The following is an 18,258-nucleotide window of genomic DNA, read 5'->3' on the forward strand; positions in this document are numbered from 1 at the left end:
TCTTATTTGTTTTTAGCTAAAATTTCTTTTGCGATTTCATCAATTAGCATATCTTTTCCGATTGGATTGAATGCTTTCGTATTGAAGACTTCATTTGATACTTCATATACGTGATTATTTTTAACTGCTTTATTGTCTTTCCAAACGGCACTGTTTTTGTAGTCTTCGTAAACTTTATCAGCTTCGCCGCCGAAGTTTACAATAAACATTTGGTCAGGCTGGAATGCAACTAGACCTTCTAGTGATACTTGCGCCATCGTTTGTTTTAAATCCGTACCTTTTGTTGCTGGAAGTTTTAAGTCATTAAAGATGATGTCACCGTATCCGAAGCTACCGTATACACGGAAGTTTTGTGGTGTAACTGCAACGAACATAAAGTTCTCATCTTTTGTTTTCTCTTTAATTTTTTTAGATAAAGAGTCTGCTTTCTTATCGTAGTCTGCAATCCATTTGTCTGCTTTCTTCTCTTCGTCAAATAGCTTACCTACTTCTTTAAACTTACCACGCCAGTCTTCTAAGTTTGTTTCTAGAACAACTGTAGGTGCAACCTTTTCTAGTTGATCATAAATTTTTAATTGACGGTTGTTTAAAATAATCAAGTCTGGTTTTAAAGCAGTAACAGCTTCTAAATCAACTTTAGGTGCCCAGTACCAACCTACTGCTTTTACTCCATCTAACTTGTCTGTTAAGTGAGTTTGGATTTTATCTTTATATGTATTTGCTGTACCAACAGGTTTGTGTCCAAGAAGTAATAGTTCTTCTGTTGATCCAGATAAGTCAACAATTCTCTTTGGATTTACTGGAATTGTAGCTTCACCTTTAGCATGTTTTACAACTTTTGTTTTCGGTTGTTCTTTTGTTTTCGGTTGTTCTTTTGCTTTCGATTCTTCTTTTTGAGAAGAACAGCCAACGATAGAAAGAACAACAAGCATAATAGTAAATAAAATAAATAGTTTACGTTTCATCCTGATGTAACCCCTTTAATTAGTATTGATAATCATTATCGACTTCTGTATATTAAGGTGCTTTAACCTTTCTGTCAATGGAAAATAACAGAAGTTTCAAGTGGAGAACATTTGTTGGGGCAGTCTCGCTTTTCTATCATTAAATATGTTAAAATGGAATACATGATTTAAGAGGGAGAGATCGTATTTTGTTTGAATATGTTACAGGTTACGTGGAGTATGTAGGGCCGGAATATGTCGTAATTGATCATAATGGAATTGGTTATCAAATTTTCACACCAAATCCGTATGTATTTCAAAGAAGTAAGCAAGAAATCCGTGTCTATACATATCATTATGTGAGAGAAGATATTATGGCACTTTACGGGTTTAAAACACGTGAAGAGCGTTTATTATTTACAAAGTTGTTAGGCGTGTCTGGCATTGGGCCAAAAGGAGCTCTTGCAATTTTAGCTTCTGGTCAAACAGGACAGGTCGTTCAAGCGATTGAGCATGAAGATGAGAAGTTTTTAGTGAAATTCCCAGGCGTCGGAAAGAAAACAGCACGCCAAATGATTTTAGATTTAAAAGGAAAACTAGCAGATGTCGTACCAGATGCATTTGTTGATTTATTCTCAGACACAGAACGTTTTGATGAGAAGAAAGGTTCATCAGCTGAGCTTGATGAGGCACTGGAAGCTCTCCGCGCACTTGGATACGCAGAACGCGAAGTTTCTCGTGTTGTACCAGAGTTATTAAAAGAATCATTAACGACGGATCAGTATATTAAAAAGGCACTTAGTCTTTTACTAAATGGTAAGAGGTGAGTATAATGGACGAACGTCTCCTTTCAGGGGAATCTGCATATGAAGATGCGGATTTAGAATATTCATTACGGCCACAGACGCTCCGTCAGTATATTGGCCAAGATAAAGCAAAACATAATTTAGAAGTATTTATTGAAGCGGCGAAAATGCGTGAAGAAACGTTAGATCACGTCCTTTTATATGGACCACCAGGTCTTGGTAAAACGACGCTTGCGAATATTATTGCCAATGAGATGGGCGTTAATGTTAGAACAACTTCAGGTCCCGCAATTGAAAGACCAGGAGATTTAGCTGCTGTATTAACAGCGCTTCAGCCAGGGGATGTATTATTTATTGATGAAATTCATCGTTTGCATAGATCAATTGAAGAAGTATTGTATCCTGCGATGGAAGACTTTTGCCTTGATATTGTAATTGGAAAAGGGCCTTCAGCACGTTCTGTACGCCTAGATTTACCGCCATTTACATTAGTTGGAGCAACAACACGTGCTGGAGCATTATCGGCACCGCTTCGTGACCGCTTCGGTGTACTTTCAAGGTTAGAGTACTACACAGTAGATCAGCTTTCTGCGATTGTTGAACGTACAGCAGAAGTATTTGAAGTTGAAATCGATTCGTTAGCTGCATTAGAAATTGCAAGACGTGCTCGTGGTACACCTCGTATTGCGAATCGTCTTTTAAGACGTGTACGTGATTTCGCGCAAGTTCGTGGTAACGGAACGGTTACGATGGAAATTACACAAATGGCATTAGAATTGCTGCAAGTAGATAAATTAGGTCTAGATCATATTGATCATAAATTACTGCTTGGTATTATTGAGAAATTCCGTGGCGGTCCAGTTGGATTAGAAACGGTTTCAGCAACAATTGGAGAAGAATCTCATACGATTGAAGATGTGTATGAGCCGTATTTATTACAAATTGGCTTTTTACAACGAACGCCAAGGGGCCGAATTGTAACGCCGCTTGCGTATGAACATTTCGGAATGGAGATACCAAAAGTATGACGGAGATGCCAAAGCTGCTTATTACAGCCGGGATCTTACTCATCGTTGTTGGATTAGCTTGGAAGTTCATTGGAAGGCTTCCAGGCGATATTTTTGTGAAAAAAGGAAACGTTACCTTTTATTTTCCTATCATTACATGTATTGTGTTAAGTATTGTATTATCTTTTATTATGTATATAATAAATCGATTTAAATAAGAAATAGGTGGATATAGCTATGGATATAAATCTGTTTGATTTTCATTTACCAGAAGAACTTATTGCACAAGTCCCGTTAGAAGATCGTGAAACATCAAGATTAATGGTGTTAGACCGTGAAACAGGTGATATTGAGCATAAACATTTTACGGATATTCTTTCTTACTTACATGAGGGGGATTGCTTAGTTTTAAATGAAACGAAAGTTATGCCTGCTCGTTTGCACGGTGTGAAAGAAGATACAGGCGCGCACATTGAAGTACTTCTTTTAAAACAAGAAGAAGGTGATAAGTGGGAAACGCTTGTAAAGCCAGCGAAACGTGTAAAAGAAGGAACTGTTATCTCTTTTGGCGAAGGGAAATTAAAAGCAACTTGCACAGGAACTGCAGATCAAGGTGGACGCCAGCTTGAATTTTCATATGATGGCATCTTCTATGAAATTTTAGATGAACTTGGGGAAATGCCGCTTCCTCCATATATTAAAGAGACGCTGGAAGATCGCGATCGCTATCAAACAGTATATGCGAAAGAAATCGGTTCAGCAGCAGCGCCGACTGCGGGACTTCACTTTACAGAAGAGTTACTTGAGAAGTTAAAGCAAAAAGGCGTTCAGTTAGCATTCATTACACTTCACGTAGGACTTGGAACATTTAGACCAGTTTCTGCAGACACGATTGAAGAACACCATATGCACGCAGAATATTATCATATGTCTGAAGAGACAGCGGCATTATTAAATCGTGTGAAAGAGAATGGTGGACGTATTATTACTGTAGGTACGACATCAACTCGTACATTAGAAACAATTGCAACAGATCATGACGGTAAGCTCTGCGCCGCTTCTGGATGGACAGATATTTTCATGTATCCGGGATATGAATTTAAAGCAATTGATGGTTTAATTACAAACTTCCATTTACCGAAATCAACATTAATTATGCTTGTAAGTGCATTTGCAAATAGAGATAATGTACTTCATGCTTATAATGAAGCAGTAAAAGAAAAATATCGTTTCTTTAGCTTCGGTGATGCAATGTTCGTTGCATCTCACGCTAAAATGAGAAACAAATAAAAGGAGTAAGTTATGACAGCAATTCGTTATGAATTTATTAAGACATGTAAACAAACGGGTGCCCGTTTAGGTCGTGTGCATACGCCGCACGGTTCATTTGATACACCAACATTTATGCCAGTTGGTACACTTGCAACAGTTAAGACAATGTCACCAGAAGAATTAAAAGCAATGGATTCTGGGATTATTTTAAGTAATACGTATCATTTATGGCTACGTCCAGGTCATGAAATTATTCGTGAAGCAGGCGGCTTGCATAAATTTATGAACTGGGATCGTGCAATCTTAACAGACTCTGGTGGTTTCCAAGTATTCAGTTTAAGTGACTTCCGTCGTATTGAAGAGGAAGGCGTTCACTTCCGTAATCACTTAAATGGAGATAAATTATTCTTATCACCAGAAAAAGCGATGGAAATCCAAAATGCATTAGGTTCAGATATTATGATGGCGTTTGATGAGTGTCCACCATTCCCAGCTACTTTTGAATATATGAAGAAATCTGTAGAGCGTACGAGCCGCTGGGCAGAACGTTGCTTAAAAGCGCATGAACGTCCGCAAGATCAAGGTTTATTCGGTATTGTACAGGGCGGGGAGTACGAAGAGCTTCGTCGTCAAAGTGCGAAAGATCTTGTTTCAATGGACTTCCCTGGTTACGCTGTAGGTGGTTTATCTGTTGGTGAACCGAAAGATATTATGAACCGTGTTCTTGAGTTTACAACACCACTTCTTCCAGATAATAAGCCTCGTTACTTAATGGGTGTAGGTTCTCCTGACTCGTTAATCGATGGCGCAATTCGTGGGATTGATATGTTTGACTGCGTACTTCCAACTCGTATCGCTCGAAATGGTACGTGTATGACAAGTGAAGGTCGCCTTGTTGTAAAAAATGCGAAATTCGCAAGAGACTTCGGTCCGCTTGATCCAAACTGTGATTGCTACACATGTAAAAATTACTCACGTGCGTACATTCGTCACTTAATGAAATGTGATGAAACGTTCGGAATTCGTTTAACGTCTTATCACAACCTTCATTTTCTGTTAAACTTAATGGAGCAGGTGAGACAAGCTATTCGTGAAGACCGTCTTGGCGATTTCCGCGAAGAGTTCTTTGAACAGTATGGCTTTAATAAACCGAATGCTAAAAACTTCTAATACATAATTTAAAAGGAGGAACAAAAGATGAATGCAGGTATGATGAATATCGTTATGATCGTTGCGATGTTTGCGATTTTCTATTTCTTATTAATTCGCCCGCAACAAAAACGTCAAAAAGCAGTTGCTCAAATGCAAAGTGAGTTAGCAAAAGGTGATGCTATCGTAACAATCGGTGGTTTACACGGCACAATCGAATCAGTAGATGAGACAAAAATCGTTATTAAATCTGGTGGTTCACACTTAACTTTCGATCGCAATGCGATTCGTGAAGTTGTGAAAAACTAATGTGGAAGGCCCTGCATGAAATGTGCAGGGCCTTTTTTAGTTACTTTGCTTTGACATATTTACACCGAAAATACCACCGAGTGTACTCGCCCCCATTAATGCTAATTGATATAGTAATTGTGAGTTCGATAAGGTTTGAGAAAAGCCTAAATAGTTAACTAGAAAGACGAGTATAGTGAACGTGAGCCCTGTTGTGAAACCTACTAGCCAACCTTTTCCTTGAGCCTTTTTGCCGGCAGTAAATCCAGACATAAGCATAGATAAAAGAGCGAGTATAAAAATAGTAACGGTTAATGTCCCTTCATTTATATTCGTAAACTTTAATAAAAGAGCCATAATCATACTAGTAATAGATGCGAGAATTAGTAGCGTAACAATACCGAAGCCAATTGCAGTTGATAATTTTTTCGTTCCATCCATTTATGCATTCCCCCTTTTTAATACAAGCATATTTTCCTTTTGCTCAAGTTAGACTAGTTTCTTTTTTATAGGGGAGTCTATACGTAAAAAAGGAGATGTAGAAATGGAATGGATATCGGTAATTGGACGTACAATGCTTTTGTATATCATCATCTTAATTATTTTTCGTCTTATGGGTAAACGTGAGATAGGAGAGCTAAGTGTATTAGATTTAGTCGTATTTATTATGCTTGGAGAAATGGCTGTAGTAGCAATTGAAAATACCGATAAATCACTTTGGCATCAATTAGTTCCGATGACTTTTCTTATGTGCATACAAATCATTTTGTCAGTCATTTCATTAAAGTTTCAACGATTTCGGCATTTAATAGAAGGTGAACCAGCAATTATTATTAATGCGGGAAAGATTGATGAAAAAAAGATGAGAAACCAACGATATAATATTGATGATTTAATGATGCAATTAAGGGAACAAGGAGTTGGAGATATTCGGGATGTAGAATATGCTATTTTGGAACCGTCTGGGAAGTTATCTGTCTTTCAAAAACAAAAAAATAAACAAGATACATTGCAGTTTACGCTTCCTCTTATTATTGATGGAGAAATTCAATCTAGTCATTTACAAATGATTGAGCATACAGATGAATGGCTTATTGAGAAATTAAAAAACTTAGGTTATAACGATATAACACAAATTTTATACTGTAGTTTTCAAAATGGACAATTTTTTGTTGATGTAAAAGAAAATTAGAGACTTATCCTTTGGAAGAGTAAGGATGATTAGTATAACTAATAATCAGTGGAGATTACCCCACTGATTAAAGTTTCACCTTATTTCAAAAATGAAAGCTTACGAATGATAGGGAGACGACTTAACTCTTCTTTTCGAATGAGTTTGAAAGTGAAGAGAAGTACGATATAAACAATTGTTGTTAAAGTGATTTCCCATAATGTTTGTATGCCAAGGGAATGAGAGAAAATAATATATTTATGAAGATAAAAACCGAAGGCGCCTGCGATACCGATGGCAAGTCCGCCGAAAATATAGTCTTTTGCGTAAATGGTAAATGTAATCTTTTTTAAAACAGTAGCGTAGTGAAGAAATGTTACTGTTACAATATTTGCAGCAATAGCAAGTGCAACCCCCATCATTTGAAACTCTGGCCTTGATGCTAGTACAAAAATAACGATTAATTTCACGATGGCACCAATAAATGTATTCATCATTGCGGCTCTTGCTAAGTTTAAAGCTTGCAAAACAGAGGTAAGTGGACTTTGGAAATAATGAAATAAAAAGCAAGGCGCAAGAAGTTGAATGAATGCTGTTGCGCTGTCTGATCCATACATAAGAGTTAAAACAGGAGAAGCGAATACGTATAATATAACGACAGACCATCCGCCGGTAATTAATGAAATTCGAAGTGCTTGTTGTAAACGGTGCTCTACTAATTTATGTTGTCTTTTTGCCATTGCTTCACTAATAGAAGGAACGAGCGCTGTAGAGAGAGCGTATGTAATAAAGGCGGGTAGTGATAGGAGCGGGAATGCATAACCGTTTAATATACCGTATTGCTGGGTTGCAACAGAAGCAGCGACACCAGCGATTGCTAAGCTTTGCATAACGACAATAGGTTCAAAAAAATATGAAACGGAGCCGATTAAACGACTTCCTGTAGTTGGAAGGGCAATATCCATCAGAGAATAAAATGTCCCTTTGCTTTCCTTTACAGTAGTGAAAAATCCAGAGCGTATTGATAAATGTTTTTCTCGCTGAAATAACGTGAGTAAAAATAATAAGGATGCAACTTCACCGAGAACAGCTGATAACATAGCGCCGGCTGCAGCATATTCTATGCCGTAAGGTAAAAATAATTGAATGCATATAGCGATAATGGTAATGCGGACGACTTGTTCTAGAACTTGCGCATAAGCGCTAGGTTTCATGTTTTGTTTCCCTTGAAAGTAACCACGCAACACAGAAGAAACAGCAATAACAGGAACAACGGGCAAAATGGCCATTAATGGATAGTAGGTTCTTTCGTCGGTTAATAATGTTTTTGCTAAAATAGGTGTGAGGAACATAATTCCGATTGTTAAAATGATACTAATAACGGATGTAACAGCTAGTGATACGGTTAATATTTTTTTAACTCTTTGTTTATCGTTCACAGCTTCCGCTTCTGCTACAAATTTTGCGATTGCGACAGGAAGACCAATTTGTGTCAATGTAATTGCTAAAATGAATGTAGGAACGGCCATCATATAAAGACCAACGCCTTCTTCTCCTAAAATACGTGCCATTACTATGCGGTTGATAAAGCCGAGTATTTTTGTAATAAAGCCGGCTATCATTAAAATAAATGCGCCTTTTAAAAAGCTTTGTCTCGTCATGTTCTTCTCCTACCTTCTCAAAATCAATGGAATGATTTACAATAATTTATATGCACGTACGAGACAAGAATGACAAGCATTTAAGAGAGTGAAGTATGATAGTGCTCTTGAAAGTAGTTATTGCTGTCCATTAGAGCGGGATTAAAGCGACTTTTTCGTGCTGAAATAAGAAGGAGATGTTTATAGATGTTAGATAGAGAGGCTTTGGTAGAATCATACCGCGGACAGTTACAAGTCGTTTTAGAAAGTAAAGTAGAAGAGTTTCAAATGTTCGGTTACGACCGAGTGACAGATGATGACATTTGGAAGTTTCTTAAAGTGAAAAAGTGGAAGAAGATAGACAGCGATGTTAGATTGTATGAATTAGTTAATGACGTATTAACAGTAACAGCTAATGAATATATGACATATTTAACTGTTGAAGCTTACCAAGCGCCACTTTGGTCATTTGATGAGTACGAAAATAAATAACCGACTGCAATTGGTTTGTTCTTCCTTTTGCAGTATAATGATATGTATTGATAAAGAGGAAATAATTATGTCTAAGATTATATATAAAGGAGGTAGTGAAGAGGAAAATAAATGATGGAAGTGTAGGTAGTGTAAAAGCTTACCTATAGAGCTAGTGATGAACTAGCAAAAATTATAGAAAGGAAGTCTACTAACTAGGCGTATGCACACGTATAGCAGTGAATCGTAAGAGATTTATTGAAAGTGTTAGTAGCAGAAAGAGGGTACATATGGCAAAGCGTGGTACGAGAATTGCCGCCTTTTTCCTCATCGTCTTATTAATCGGTGGAGTAATTGGTGCGGCAGGAAAAGACATAGCAAAAGGAATTAGTCTAGGACTAGACCTTCGCGGTGGTTTTGAAATTCTGTATGAAGTAAAACCAGCCAAAAAAGGTGATAAAATCGATCGAGATGTACTTGTAAGTACAGTAGGTGCTCTTGAAAATCGTGTCAATGTTCTCGGTGTAAGTGAGCCGAACATTCAAATCGAAGGGCAAGATCGAATTCGTGTACAGCTTGCTGGTGTACAAGATCAGCAAAAAGCACGTGAAATGTTATCAACACAAGCGAAATTAACATTCCGTGATGTGGACGATAACCTTCTTATGGATGGAACGGATTTAAAAGGCGGCGGAGCGAAGCAAACATTTGATGAGCAAGGCCGTGCGAGCGTAGGTCTTACACTAAAAAGCGCTGAAAAATTCCGTGAAGTAACTGAAAAAATTTCTAAAATGCCACCACCAACGAATTTAATGGTAATTTGGCTTGACTTTGAAGAAGGAAAAGATTCATATAAAGCAGAATCTGCAAAACCGAATCCGAAGTTCTTATCAGCAGCAACAGTAAACCAAGTATTTAACCAAGCTGAAGTATCTATCGTAGGTGGAAACTTCACAGTTGAAAGTGCGAAACAACTTTCATCTTTATTAAATGCAGGTGCACTTCCTGTTGATTTAAAAGAAATGTATTCAACATCTGTTGGAGCGAAATTTGGTCAACAAGCGTTAGAGCAAACGATTTTCGCTAGTGCGATTGGTATCGCTCTTATTTTCTTATTTATGCTTGTATTCTACCGTTTACCAGGACTTGTAGCGGTTATTATGTTAGGGTTATACATTTTCGTTACATTACTTGTCTTTAACTGGATGCATGCAGTTCTTACGTTGCCAGGTATTGCAGCGTTAGTGCTCGGAGTAGGTATCGCAGTTGATGCGAATATTATTACGTACGAGAGACTGAAAGAAGAGCTGAAAATCGGTAAGTCCATGATGTCAGCGTTCCGTGCTGGTAACCATCGTTCATTAGCAACAATTTTAGATGCGAATATTACAACTCTTGCAGCTGCTGGTGTATTATTTGTTTACGGTAATAGCTCTGTAAAAGGTTTCGCAACAAGTTTAATCGTAAGTATTTTAGTTGGTTTTATTACGAACGTATTCGGTACTCGTTTCTTACTAAGTTTACTTGTAAAGAGCCGTTACTTCGATAAAAAACCAGGATATTTTGGTGTGAAACAAAAGGATATTATTCCTTTAACAAAAGGTGTAGTACATCCGCCAACAAGATTTGATCGTATTAATTTCGTAAATATCGGTCATAAATTCCTTATCTTCTCGATTGTAGTTGTAATTGCGGGTGCAATTATCTTACCAATTTTCAAATTGAATCTTGGTATTGACTTTGCGAGTGGTACACGTATCGACTTGCAATCAAAACAAGCCGTTACTGTGTCTGATGTTCATAAAGATTTTAAAGAATTGAACATTGATGTGAAGGAAGAAAATATTGTACCGACTGGAGATGACAATAAAGGTTTCGCAGTTCGTACATTAGGTGTTTTATCAAAAGATGAAATTGCGAAAACAAAAACATTCTTCCACGATAAATATGGTACAGATCCAAACGTAAGTACAGTTTCACCGACAATTGGTAAAGAAATTGCACGAAATGCATTTATCGCAGTACTGATTGCTTCTGCGGTTATCATTTTATACGTAAGTATTCGTTTCCGATTTACGTATGCGTTATCTGCAGTACTTGCATTATTACATGACGCATTCGTTATGATTGTTATGTTTAGTATTTTCCAACTAGAGGTAGACTTAACGTTTATTGCGGCAGTACTAACAATCATCGGTTATTCTATTAATGACTCGATTGTTACATTTGATAGAAACCGTGAATTATACAAACAGAAAAAACGAGTTCGCGACAAAAAAGATCTAGAAGAAATCGTAAATGCAAGTATTCGCCAAACGCTTGGTCGTTCGATTAACACCGTATTAACAGTGTTATTCCCAGTAATCGCACTGCTTATCTTCGGTAGTGAGTCACTACGTAACTTCTCGTTTGCGTTACTTGTTGGATTAATTGTAGGTACGTACTCTTCTGTTTTCGTTGCCTCTCAAATTTGGTTAATGCTTGAAAATCGTCGTTTGAAAAAGGGAAAAAACAAGAAGAAGGTTGAGAAAGTAGAATCTGAACCGCAAGTATAGAAAAGATGATGTCTCTTTATGAGGCATCTCTTTTTTCGTTTGTGGATACAATAAGATAGCAACTTTTTAACAGAAAGAAGATGGAAGAAAGTGGTGGTGTTATCGCTGTTTTTGTTAAAATAAAAAGATAGGTTAAGAAAAGAAGGGATTTTAATTATGGAAAAAGATGAACGTTTTAAACAGGCCGAGTTTGGTGCTATTGTCGGGATCGTTGGTAATATTATATTAGCGATTGTAAAGGCGGTAATTGGTTATATTGGGAACAGTAAAGCGCTATTAGCGGATGCCGTGCATTCTGCATCAGATGTAATAGGTTCGCTAGCTGTACTTTTTGGATTGCGAGCGGCAAAGCAGCCACCTGATGAGGATCATCCGTATGGTCATGGTAAAGCGGAATCGATTTCAGCGATTATTGTTGCGGTATTATTATTTATTGTGGGACTTGAAATCGCGATTTCGTCTATAAAAGCTTTTTCGCAAGAACTAGAACCGCCGAAAGGAATTACGATATTTGCTGTTGTTCTTTCAATCGTCGTGAAAGAAGGAATGTTTCAATATAAATTCCGATTAGGGAAAAGAGTAAACAGTGATGCAATTATTGCAAATGCATATGAGCACCGTTCGGATGTATTTTCTTCAATTGCAGCTTTAATCGGTATTTGTGCAGCTATAATAGGTGGTAAGCTTGGTATAGACTGGCTTGTATACGCTGATCCAATTGCGGGATTAGTTGTTTCACTTCTTGTTGTAAAAATGGCATGGAGCATTGGAGCGGAAGCAATTCATGCAACGCTTGACCATGTTCTTCATGAGGAGGATGTTATTCCGCTTAGAGAAGCAGTTCTTCAAGTGGATGGTGTGAAAAAAATTGGTTCTTTATATGCACGGGAGCATGGTCATTATGTTATTGTCGATATTAAAGTGTCTGTAGATCCATACATTACTGTAGAAGAAGGACACCGTATTGGAAAACATGTGAAAGAAATACTTATGAAACAAGATAATGTACAAAATGTATTCGTACATATAAATCCGTATTCTCCAAATTAAACATCATTAACATTTTAGTATATAGATATTGCATCGTAGTTTGCATTATATTGTCACCCCTTAATCTGTCTTGTATAATGAACAGGTTAAGGGGTGATTTCGTGTTACAACCGAAGACGCGTTGGAAAGAAAAAGAATATAATGACGAGCGAGTGAGTGAATTAGCAAGTAAATTACAGTTATCGCCACTTGTCGTTTCATTATTCCTCGGTAGAGGACTAGATACAGAAGATAAGATTTTAGATTTTTTAAATACAGAAAATCAAGAATTTCATGATCCATTTTTATTAGAAGGAATGGATAGAACGGTAGAACGTGTAAATAAGGCGATTCAAAATGGAGAGCAAATATTAATATTTGGTGATTACGATGCGGACGGAGTAAGTAGTACGACAGTTTTATATCTTGCCCTTCAAGAATTAGGTGCAGAAGTAGAATTTTACATTCCAAATCGTTTTACAGAAGGGTATGGACCGAACGAAGAAGCATTTCGTTGGGCGCATAGCGCAGGGTTCTCGCTAATTATTACTGTCGATACTGGTATTGCAGCAGTACATGAAGCGAATGTAGCGAAAGAGCTTGGAATAGATCTAATTATTACAGATCACCATGAGCCACCGCCAGAATTGCCAGAAGCACTTGCGATTATACATCCGAAATTAGATGGCGGTGTATATCCGTTTCACTATTTAGCTGGTGTAGGTGTTGCGTTTAAAGTTGCGCATGCACTATTAGGCCGTGTACCAGAACATTTATTAGAGATCGCAGTAATCGGTACAGTAGCCGATTTAGTATCACTTCATGGTGAAAATAGGTTGCTAGTGAAACGCGGTTTAAAACATATGCGTATGACAAGAAATATTGGTTTGAAGGCATTGTTTAAAGTTGCTAACGTTTCGCAAAGTGAAATTACCGAAGAGAGTATTGGCTTCTCAATTGCACCTCGTATTAATGCGGTTGGGCGTTTAGAAGATGCTGCGCCGGCTGTACACCTTTTATTATCAGATGATCCAGAGGAAGCGAAAGAGCTAGCTGAAGAAATTGATGAGCTGAACAAACTGCGAAAAGATATTGTAAAGCAAATTACAGAAGAGGCTATCGCTGAAGTTGAAAATAACTTCCCGCCAGAAGAAAATAAAGTATTAGTACTTGCAAAAGAAGGCTGGAACCCAGGGGTAATTGGAATTGTTGCTTCGAAATTAGTTGAACGTTTTTATCGTCCGACGATTGTATTAAGCATTGATCCTATAAAAGAAACAGCAAAAGGTTCAGCACGCAGTATAGCAGGATTTGATTTATTTGCAAATTTATCAGATTGTAGAGAGTTATTACCACACTTCGGAGGACATCCGATGGCAGCGGGAATGACGCTACATATGAATGATGTAGATGAATTACGTCGCCGCTTAAATGAACAAGCAGATGCAATTTTAACAGAAGAAGATTTTATTCCAATTACAGCAGTTGATGTTTTTTGTAAAGTAGAGGATGTAACGCTAGCAGCAATCGAAGATATGCAAAAACTAGCCCCGTTTGGTGTTGGGAATCCGAAACCACGTATTGCAGTAAAAGATGCAGAGTTAGAAAGCATTCGCGCAATCGGATCAGATGGCTCTCATTTAAAAATGGCTCTTCGTGATGGACAAGCAACACTGGATACAATTGGATTTGGTTTTGGTGCATATGCGAAAGAAATCTCTCCAGTTGCAAAAGTATCTGTAATAGGAGAAGCATCCATCAATGAATGGAATAATTTTAAGAAGCCACAACTAATGGTACAAGATATTGCTGTAGAGGCGTGGCAATTATTTGATTGGCGTAGTATGCGCAATGCAGAAGCAAATTTAGCAGAACTTCCGAAAGAAAAAATAACAATGGTGTATTTTTCTGAAGAGGTATTGAATAAATTTTCTTTAGAGGGCTATAAAGAAAAGCTCATGCATGCTTCAGAAGTAACGCATTTAGATGATCAATATATCGTGTTACTTGATTTACCAAAAGGAACAGATGAATTACGTGAGCTCTTTAAAGTAGGATTCCCAGCGCGAATTTATACACTATTTTATCAAGAGAATAACCACTTATTTAGTACAGTTCCGACGAGAGAACACTTTAAATGGTACTATTCTTTCTTAAGCCAAAAAACACCATTTTCTTTAAGGCAATATGGAGAACAACTATGTCGTCATAAAGGTTGGTCAAAAGATACAGTAAATTTCATGACACAGGTGTTTTTTGAGTTAGAATTTGTTACAATAAAAGATGGCGTCATTTTTATGGCAGACAAAAAACAAAAGCGTGATTTAATTGAATCGAACACATATCGTGAAAAAATGAACCACTTACAATTAGAAAAAGAATTGGTTTATAGCACATATCAGCAACTATATACATGGTTTGAAACGATTCGTAATCATAAAGAAGTAGAACAGTTAGGGTAAAGGATTTGTATTTACAAACCTTTTAGATCTGAGGAGGATTCAGAAATATGGATTTCAAGCAACATATCGCAATTGTACCGGATTATCCGAAAGAAGGTATTGTGTTTAAAGACATTACACCTTTAATGAATGACGGTAAAGCATACAAAGCAGCAACAGACGCAATCGTAGAGTACGCAAAAGAAAGAGATATCGATGTTGTAGTAGGACCAGAAGCTCGTGGTTTTATTATCGGTTGCCCAGTTTCTTATGCGTTAGAAGTAGGATTTGCGCCAGTTCGTAAATTAGGAAAATTACCACGTGAAGTAATTACAGTTGACTACGGTAAAGAATATGGTAAAGATGTTTTAACAATCCATAAAGATGCAATTAAGCCAGGTCAACGCGTATTAATTACAGATGATCTATTAGCTACAGGTGGAACAATCGAAGCGACAATTAAGCTAGTTGAAGAGCTAGGCGGAGTTGTAGCAGGAATTGCATTCTTAGTAGAACTTACTTACTTAGATGGTCGTAAAATGTTAGATGGTTACGATGTATTAGTATTAGAAAAATACTAATCACTATATAGGTAAAACTACGGTGATAAAAAGTACCCGTGAATCTCTTGGAGAGGAGCGGGTACTTTTGTATAATTGAACAAAAAATTATGGTGAAATGTCAGTAAAATCTTTTCCTTTTCACAATTCACAATCATTGGGTTATAATGATAGAATATAATTTATTCTATTAAATAAAGATAAAGTCAATTTTCAATAAAAGGTGATTCGATGGCAAATGAGCAGGTACTAACAGCTGAACAGGTACTCGAGAAAGCAAGTCAATATTTAGCGGATGAAGATATTGAGCTAGTGGCACGTGCCTATGAATATGCACGTGATGCGCATAGCGAACAATATAGAAAATCGGGTGAACCGTATATTATTCATCCGATTCAAGTTGCAGGTATTTTAGTTGATTTACACATGGATCCAGCTACGGTATCAGCAGGTTTCTTACATGATGTAGTGGAAGATACAGAGATTACGTTAGAAGATATTGAACGGGAATTTAACAAAGAAATTGCTATGCTTGTTGATGGCGTTACAAAGCTTGGGAAGATCAAATATAAATCTCACGAACAACAACAAGCAGAAAACCATCGCAAAATGTTTATTGCAATGGCTCAAGATATTCGAGTTATTTTAATTAAACTAGCTGATCGTCTTCATAACATGCGTACATTGAAACATTTGCCTCAAGAGAAGCAGCGTCGCATAGCGAATGAAACGTTAGAAATCTTTGCACCTTTGGCACATAGACTCGGAATTAGTACTATTAAATGGGAGCTAGAGGATACGTCACTTCGCTATTTAAATCCACAACAATATTATCGTATTGTAAATTTAATGAAGCGTAAACGTGCAGAACGTGAAGAATATTTAGACGAAGTAATGACTGGTATTCGTGAGAAATTAAAAGAAGTTGCAATTCAACCTGAGATTTCTGGAAGACCGAAACATATTTACAGTATTTATCGTAAAATGGCACTGCAAAATAAGCAGTTCAATGAAATTTACGATTTATTAGCTGTACGTGTCGTTGTAAATAGTATTAAAGATTGTTATGCTGTGCTTGGAATTATTCATACGTGCTGGAAGCCGATGCCAGGTCGTTTTAAAGATTATATTGCAATGCCAAAAGCAAATCTATATCAATCTCTTCATACGACTGTAATTGGACCGAAAGGTGATCCACTTGAAGTGCAAATTCGTACGAAAGAAATGCACGAAATTGCAGAATTCGGGATCGCGGCACACTGGGCATACAAAGAAGGAAAAACAGCAGAAACAACAGGTACATTAGAGAAGAAACTCACATGGTTCCGTCAAATATTAGAATGGCAAAATGAAGCTTCTAATGCAGAAGAATTTATGGAGTCATTAAAAATTGATTTATTCTCTGACATGGTATTCGTCTTTACACCGAAAGGCGATGTAATGGAATTACCACTTGGATCTGTTCCGATTGATTTCGCGTATCGTGTCCATTCGGAAATTGGGAATAAAACAATTGGTGCAAAAGTAAACGGGAAAATGGTGACGCTGGATTATAAATTAAAAACAGGCGACATCATTGAAATTTTAACGTCGAAACATTCATATGGCCCAAGCCAGGATTGGGTAAAACTTGCTCAAACATCTCATGCGAAAAATAAAATTCGTCAATTCTTTAAGAAACAACGTAGAGACGAAAATATTGAAAAAGGCCGTGAACTTGTTGAAAAGGAAGTACGTGGTCTAGAGTATGAGATGAAAGAAGTATTGGCGCCGGATAACTTAAAACGCGTCGCTGAGAAATTTAACTTTGCAAATGAAGAAGATATGTTTGCAGCAGTTGGATATAGCGGAATTACAGCTTCGCAAATTGTTACGCGACTAACGGACAAGTTCCGCAAACAACGCGAAGAAGAAGAAATTGTTGAAGTTAAAGAAGTCCGTAAACCGATGAAAATTCGAAAATGGGATTCTGGTGTAAAGGTAAGCGGTGCTGATAATTTATTAATCCGTTTATCGAAATGCTGTAACCCAGTTCCGGGCGATGATATCGTTGGGTATATTACGAAAGGCCGAGGTGTATCAATTCACCGCCGTGATTGTGTAAATGTTCATACAGAAGAAGCTGTAGAACGATTATTAGAGGTAGAGTGGGAAGGTAGCCCTGAAAAAGAAATTGAGTATAACGTTGATATTGAAATTTCAGGTTACGATCGCCGCGGTTTATTAAATGAAGTACTGCAAGCTGTTACAGAGACGAAAACATACATTTCAGCTGTTTCTGGTAGAAGTGACCGTAATAAGATGGCAACAATTAATATGTCAATCTCGATTCGTAACTTACAACACTTGAAAAAAGTAGTAGAACGCATTAAACGCGTTCCAGAAATTTATGCAGTACGACGCATGATGCATTAATAGGGAGTGTAGAAAGATGAGAGTTGTTTTACAACGATCAAAGAAAGCGTCTGTCACAGTAGACGGTGAGATCGTAGGACAAATTCCGTTCGGTTTAACATTACTAGTTGGCATTACGCACGAAGATACAGAAAAAGATGCAACTTACATTGCGGAAAAAATTGCAAACTTACGTATTTTTGAAGATGAGAGCGGAAAGATGAATCATTCTGTACTTGATGTAGAAGGACAAGTTCTATCTATTTCGCAATTCACATTATACGGAGATTGCCGCAAGGGCAGACGTCCAAACTTTATGGATGCTGCGAAACCTGATTATGCAGAGCGTTTATACGATTTCTTTAATGAAGAAGTTCGTAAACAAGGATTACATGTGGAAACAGGAAAGTTTGGAGCAATGATGGACGTTTCTTTGATCAATGATGGTCCGGTGACCTTAATTGTAGAAAGTAAATAGTGTTCATAAAAAAGAGAGGGTTATATAATCCTCTCTTTTTTATACATTGTTGT

General features: G+C 37.2%; 17 protein-coding genes. 14 read left to right on the forward strand and 3 right to left on the reverse strand.

Going from position 1 to position 18,258, the window contains the following annotated elements:
* Window positions 1-2: 2 nt before the first annotated feature.
* Window positions 3-965: an iron-hydroxamate ABC transporter substrate-binding protein gene (locus MR136_RS01640; protein ID WP_242259247.1), complete on the reverse strand. Its 963-nt coding sequence runs from the start codon at window positions 963-965 to the stop codon at window positions 3-5.
* A 188-nt stretch (window positions 966-1,153) separates the two neighbouring features.
* On the opposite strand from MR136_RS01640, the gene ruvA reads away from it, so the two are divergent.
* From ruvA to yajC, 6 genes are read left to right on the forward strand one after another with little or no spacing between them, the layout of a single operon-like run.
* Window positions 1,154-1,771: a Holliday junction DNA helicase RuvA gene (gene ruvA, locus MR136_RS01645; protein ID WP_000464511.1), complete on the forward strand. Its 618-nt coding sequence runs from the start codon at window positions 1,154-1,156 to the stop codon at window positions 1,769-1,771.
* 5 nt (window positions 1,772-1,776) lie between these two features.
* Window positions 1,777-2,778, forward strand: coding sequence for a Holliday junction branch migration DNA helicase RuvB (gene ruvB / locus MR136_RS01650; RefSeq protein ID WP_000344449.1), 1,002 nt, complete (start codon window positions 1,777-1,779; stop codon window positions 2,776-2,778).
* Window positions 2,775-2,975 carry a DUF2905 domain-containing protein gene (locus MR136_RS01655; protein ID WP_000138162.1) on the forward strand — a complete coding sequence of 67 codons (201 nt, stop codon included), beginning with the start codon at window positions 2,775-2,777 and terminating at the stop codon, window positions 2,973-2,975. The genes ruvB and MR136_RS01655 overlap by 4 nt, the downstream gene beginning before the upstream one ends.
* A gap of 19 nt (window positions 2,976-2,994) precedes the next feature.
* Window positions 2,995-4,047, forward strand: coding sequence for a tRNA preQ1(34) S-adenosylmethionine ribosyltransferase-isomerase QueA (gene queA / locus MR136_RS01660; RefSeq protein ID WP_000354014.1), 1,053 nt, complete (start codon window positions 2,995-2,997; stop codon window positions 4,045-4,047).
* A 12-nt stretch (window positions 4,048-4,059) separates the two neighbouring features.
* The gene (tgt, locus tag MR136_RS01665; protein ID WP_000125365.1) at window positions 4,060-5,199 is read left to right on the forward strand and encodes a tRNA guanosine(34) transglycosylase Tgt; all 1,140 of its coding nucleotides are present in this window, start codon (window positions 4,060-4,062) and stop codon (window positions 5,197-5,199) included.
* Between the two features lie 27 nt (window positions 5,200-5,226).
* Window positions 5,227-5,487: a preprotein translocase subunit YajC gene (yajC, locus tag MR136_RS01670; RefSeq protein ID WP_000991115.1), complete on the forward strand. Its 261-nt coding sequence runs from the start codon at window positions 5,227-5,229 to the stop codon at window positions 5,485-5,487.
* A 36-nt stretch (window positions 5,488-5,523) separates the two neighbouring features.
* Here the strand turns inward: yajC and MR136_RS01675 are convergent, their stop codons facing one another.
* A complete protein-coding gene (locus tag MR136_RS01675) occupies window positions 5,524-5,907 on the reverse strand; it encodes a TIGR04086 family membrane protein (protein ID WP_000349148.1) in 384 nt (127 codons plus the stop codon).
* A gap of 103 nt (window positions 5,908-6,010) precedes the next feature.
* Between MR136_RS01675 and MR136_RS01680 the strand changes: the two genes are divergently transcribed.
* The gene (locus MR136_RS01680) at window positions 6,011-6,658 is read left to right on the forward strand and encodes a DUF421 domain-containing protein (protein ID WP_000454838.1); all 648 of its coding nucleotides are present in this window, start codon (window positions 6,011-6,013) and stop codon (window positions 6,656-6,658) included.
* A gap of 80 nt (window positions 6,659-6,738) precedes the next feature.
* Here MR136_RS01680 and spoVB read toward each other — a convergent pair whose 3' ends face one another.
* Entirely contained in the window at window positions 6,739-8,298 is a 1,560-nt protein-coding gene (gene spoVB / locus MR136_RS01685; protein WP_000198301.1) for a stage V sporulation protein B, read from the reverse strand.
* 186 nt (window positions 8,299-8,484) lie between these two features.
* On the opposite strand from spoVB, the gene MR136_RS01690 reads away from it, so the two are divergent.
* The 7 genes from MR136_RS01690 to MR136_RS01720 all read left to right on the forward strand — a co-directional run bounded on the left by MR136_RS01690 (window position 8,485) and on the right by MR136_RS01720 (window position 18,205).
* Window positions 8,485-8,769, forward strand: a complete 285-nt coding sequence (locus MR136_RS01690; protein WP_000886980.1) for a post-transcriptional regulator — start codon at window positions 8,485-8,487, stop codon at window positions 8,767-8,769.
* 269 nt (window positions 8,770-9,038) lie between these two features.
* The gene (gene secDF, locus MR136_RS01695; protein ID WP_242259248.1) at window positions 9,039-11,303 is read left to right on the forward strand and encodes a protein translocase subunit SecDF; all 2,265 of its coding nucleotides are present in this window, start codon (window positions 9,039-9,041) and stop codon (window positions 11,301-11,303) included.
* Between the two features lie 156 nt (window positions 11,304-11,459).
* A complete protein-coding gene (locus MR136_RS01700) occupies window positions 11,460-12,353 on the forward strand; it encodes a cation diffusion facilitator family transporter (RefSeq protein WP_000409743.1) in 894 nt (297 codons plus the stop codon).
* Window positions 12,354-12,454: 101 nt separating this feature from the next.
* Window positions 12,455-14,794 (forward strand): single-stranded-DNA-specific exonuclease RecJ, encoded by a 2,340-nt coding sequence (gene recJ / locus MR136_RS01705; protein WP_061457723.1) that lies wholly within the window; start codon window positions 12,455-12,457, stop codon window positions 14,792-14,794.
* Window positions 14,795-14,841: 47 nt separating this feature from the next.
* Window positions 14,842-15,354: an adenine phosphoribosyltransferase gene (locus tag MR136_RS01710; RefSeq protein WP_000346215.1), complete on the forward strand. Its 513-nt coding sequence runs from the start codon at window positions 14,842-14,844 to the stop codon at window positions 15,352-15,354.
* Window positions 15,355-15,564: 210 nt separating this feature from the next.
* On the forward strand, window positions 15,565-17,748 hold the full coding sequence (gene relA, locus MR136_RS01715; protein WP_001262795.1) for a GTP diphosphokinase: 2,184 nt from the start codon (window positions 15,565-15,567) through the stop codon (window positions 17,746-17,748).
* 16 nt (window positions 17,749-17,764) lie between these two features.
* Window positions 17,765-18,205, forward strand: coding sequence for a D-tyrosyl-tRNA(Tyr) deacylase (locus MR136_RS01720; protein WP_001266965.1), 441 nt, complete (start codon window positions 17,765-17,767; stop codon window positions 18,203-18,205).
* Window positions 18,206-18,258 lie beyond the last annotated feature (53 nt).

Origin of the sequence: Bacillus cereus group sp. BfR-BA-01311 (assembly GCF_022664295.1) — a bacterium.
GTDB lineage: Bacteria > Bacillota > Bacilli > Bacillales > Bacillaceae_G > Bacillus_A > Bacillus_A cereus.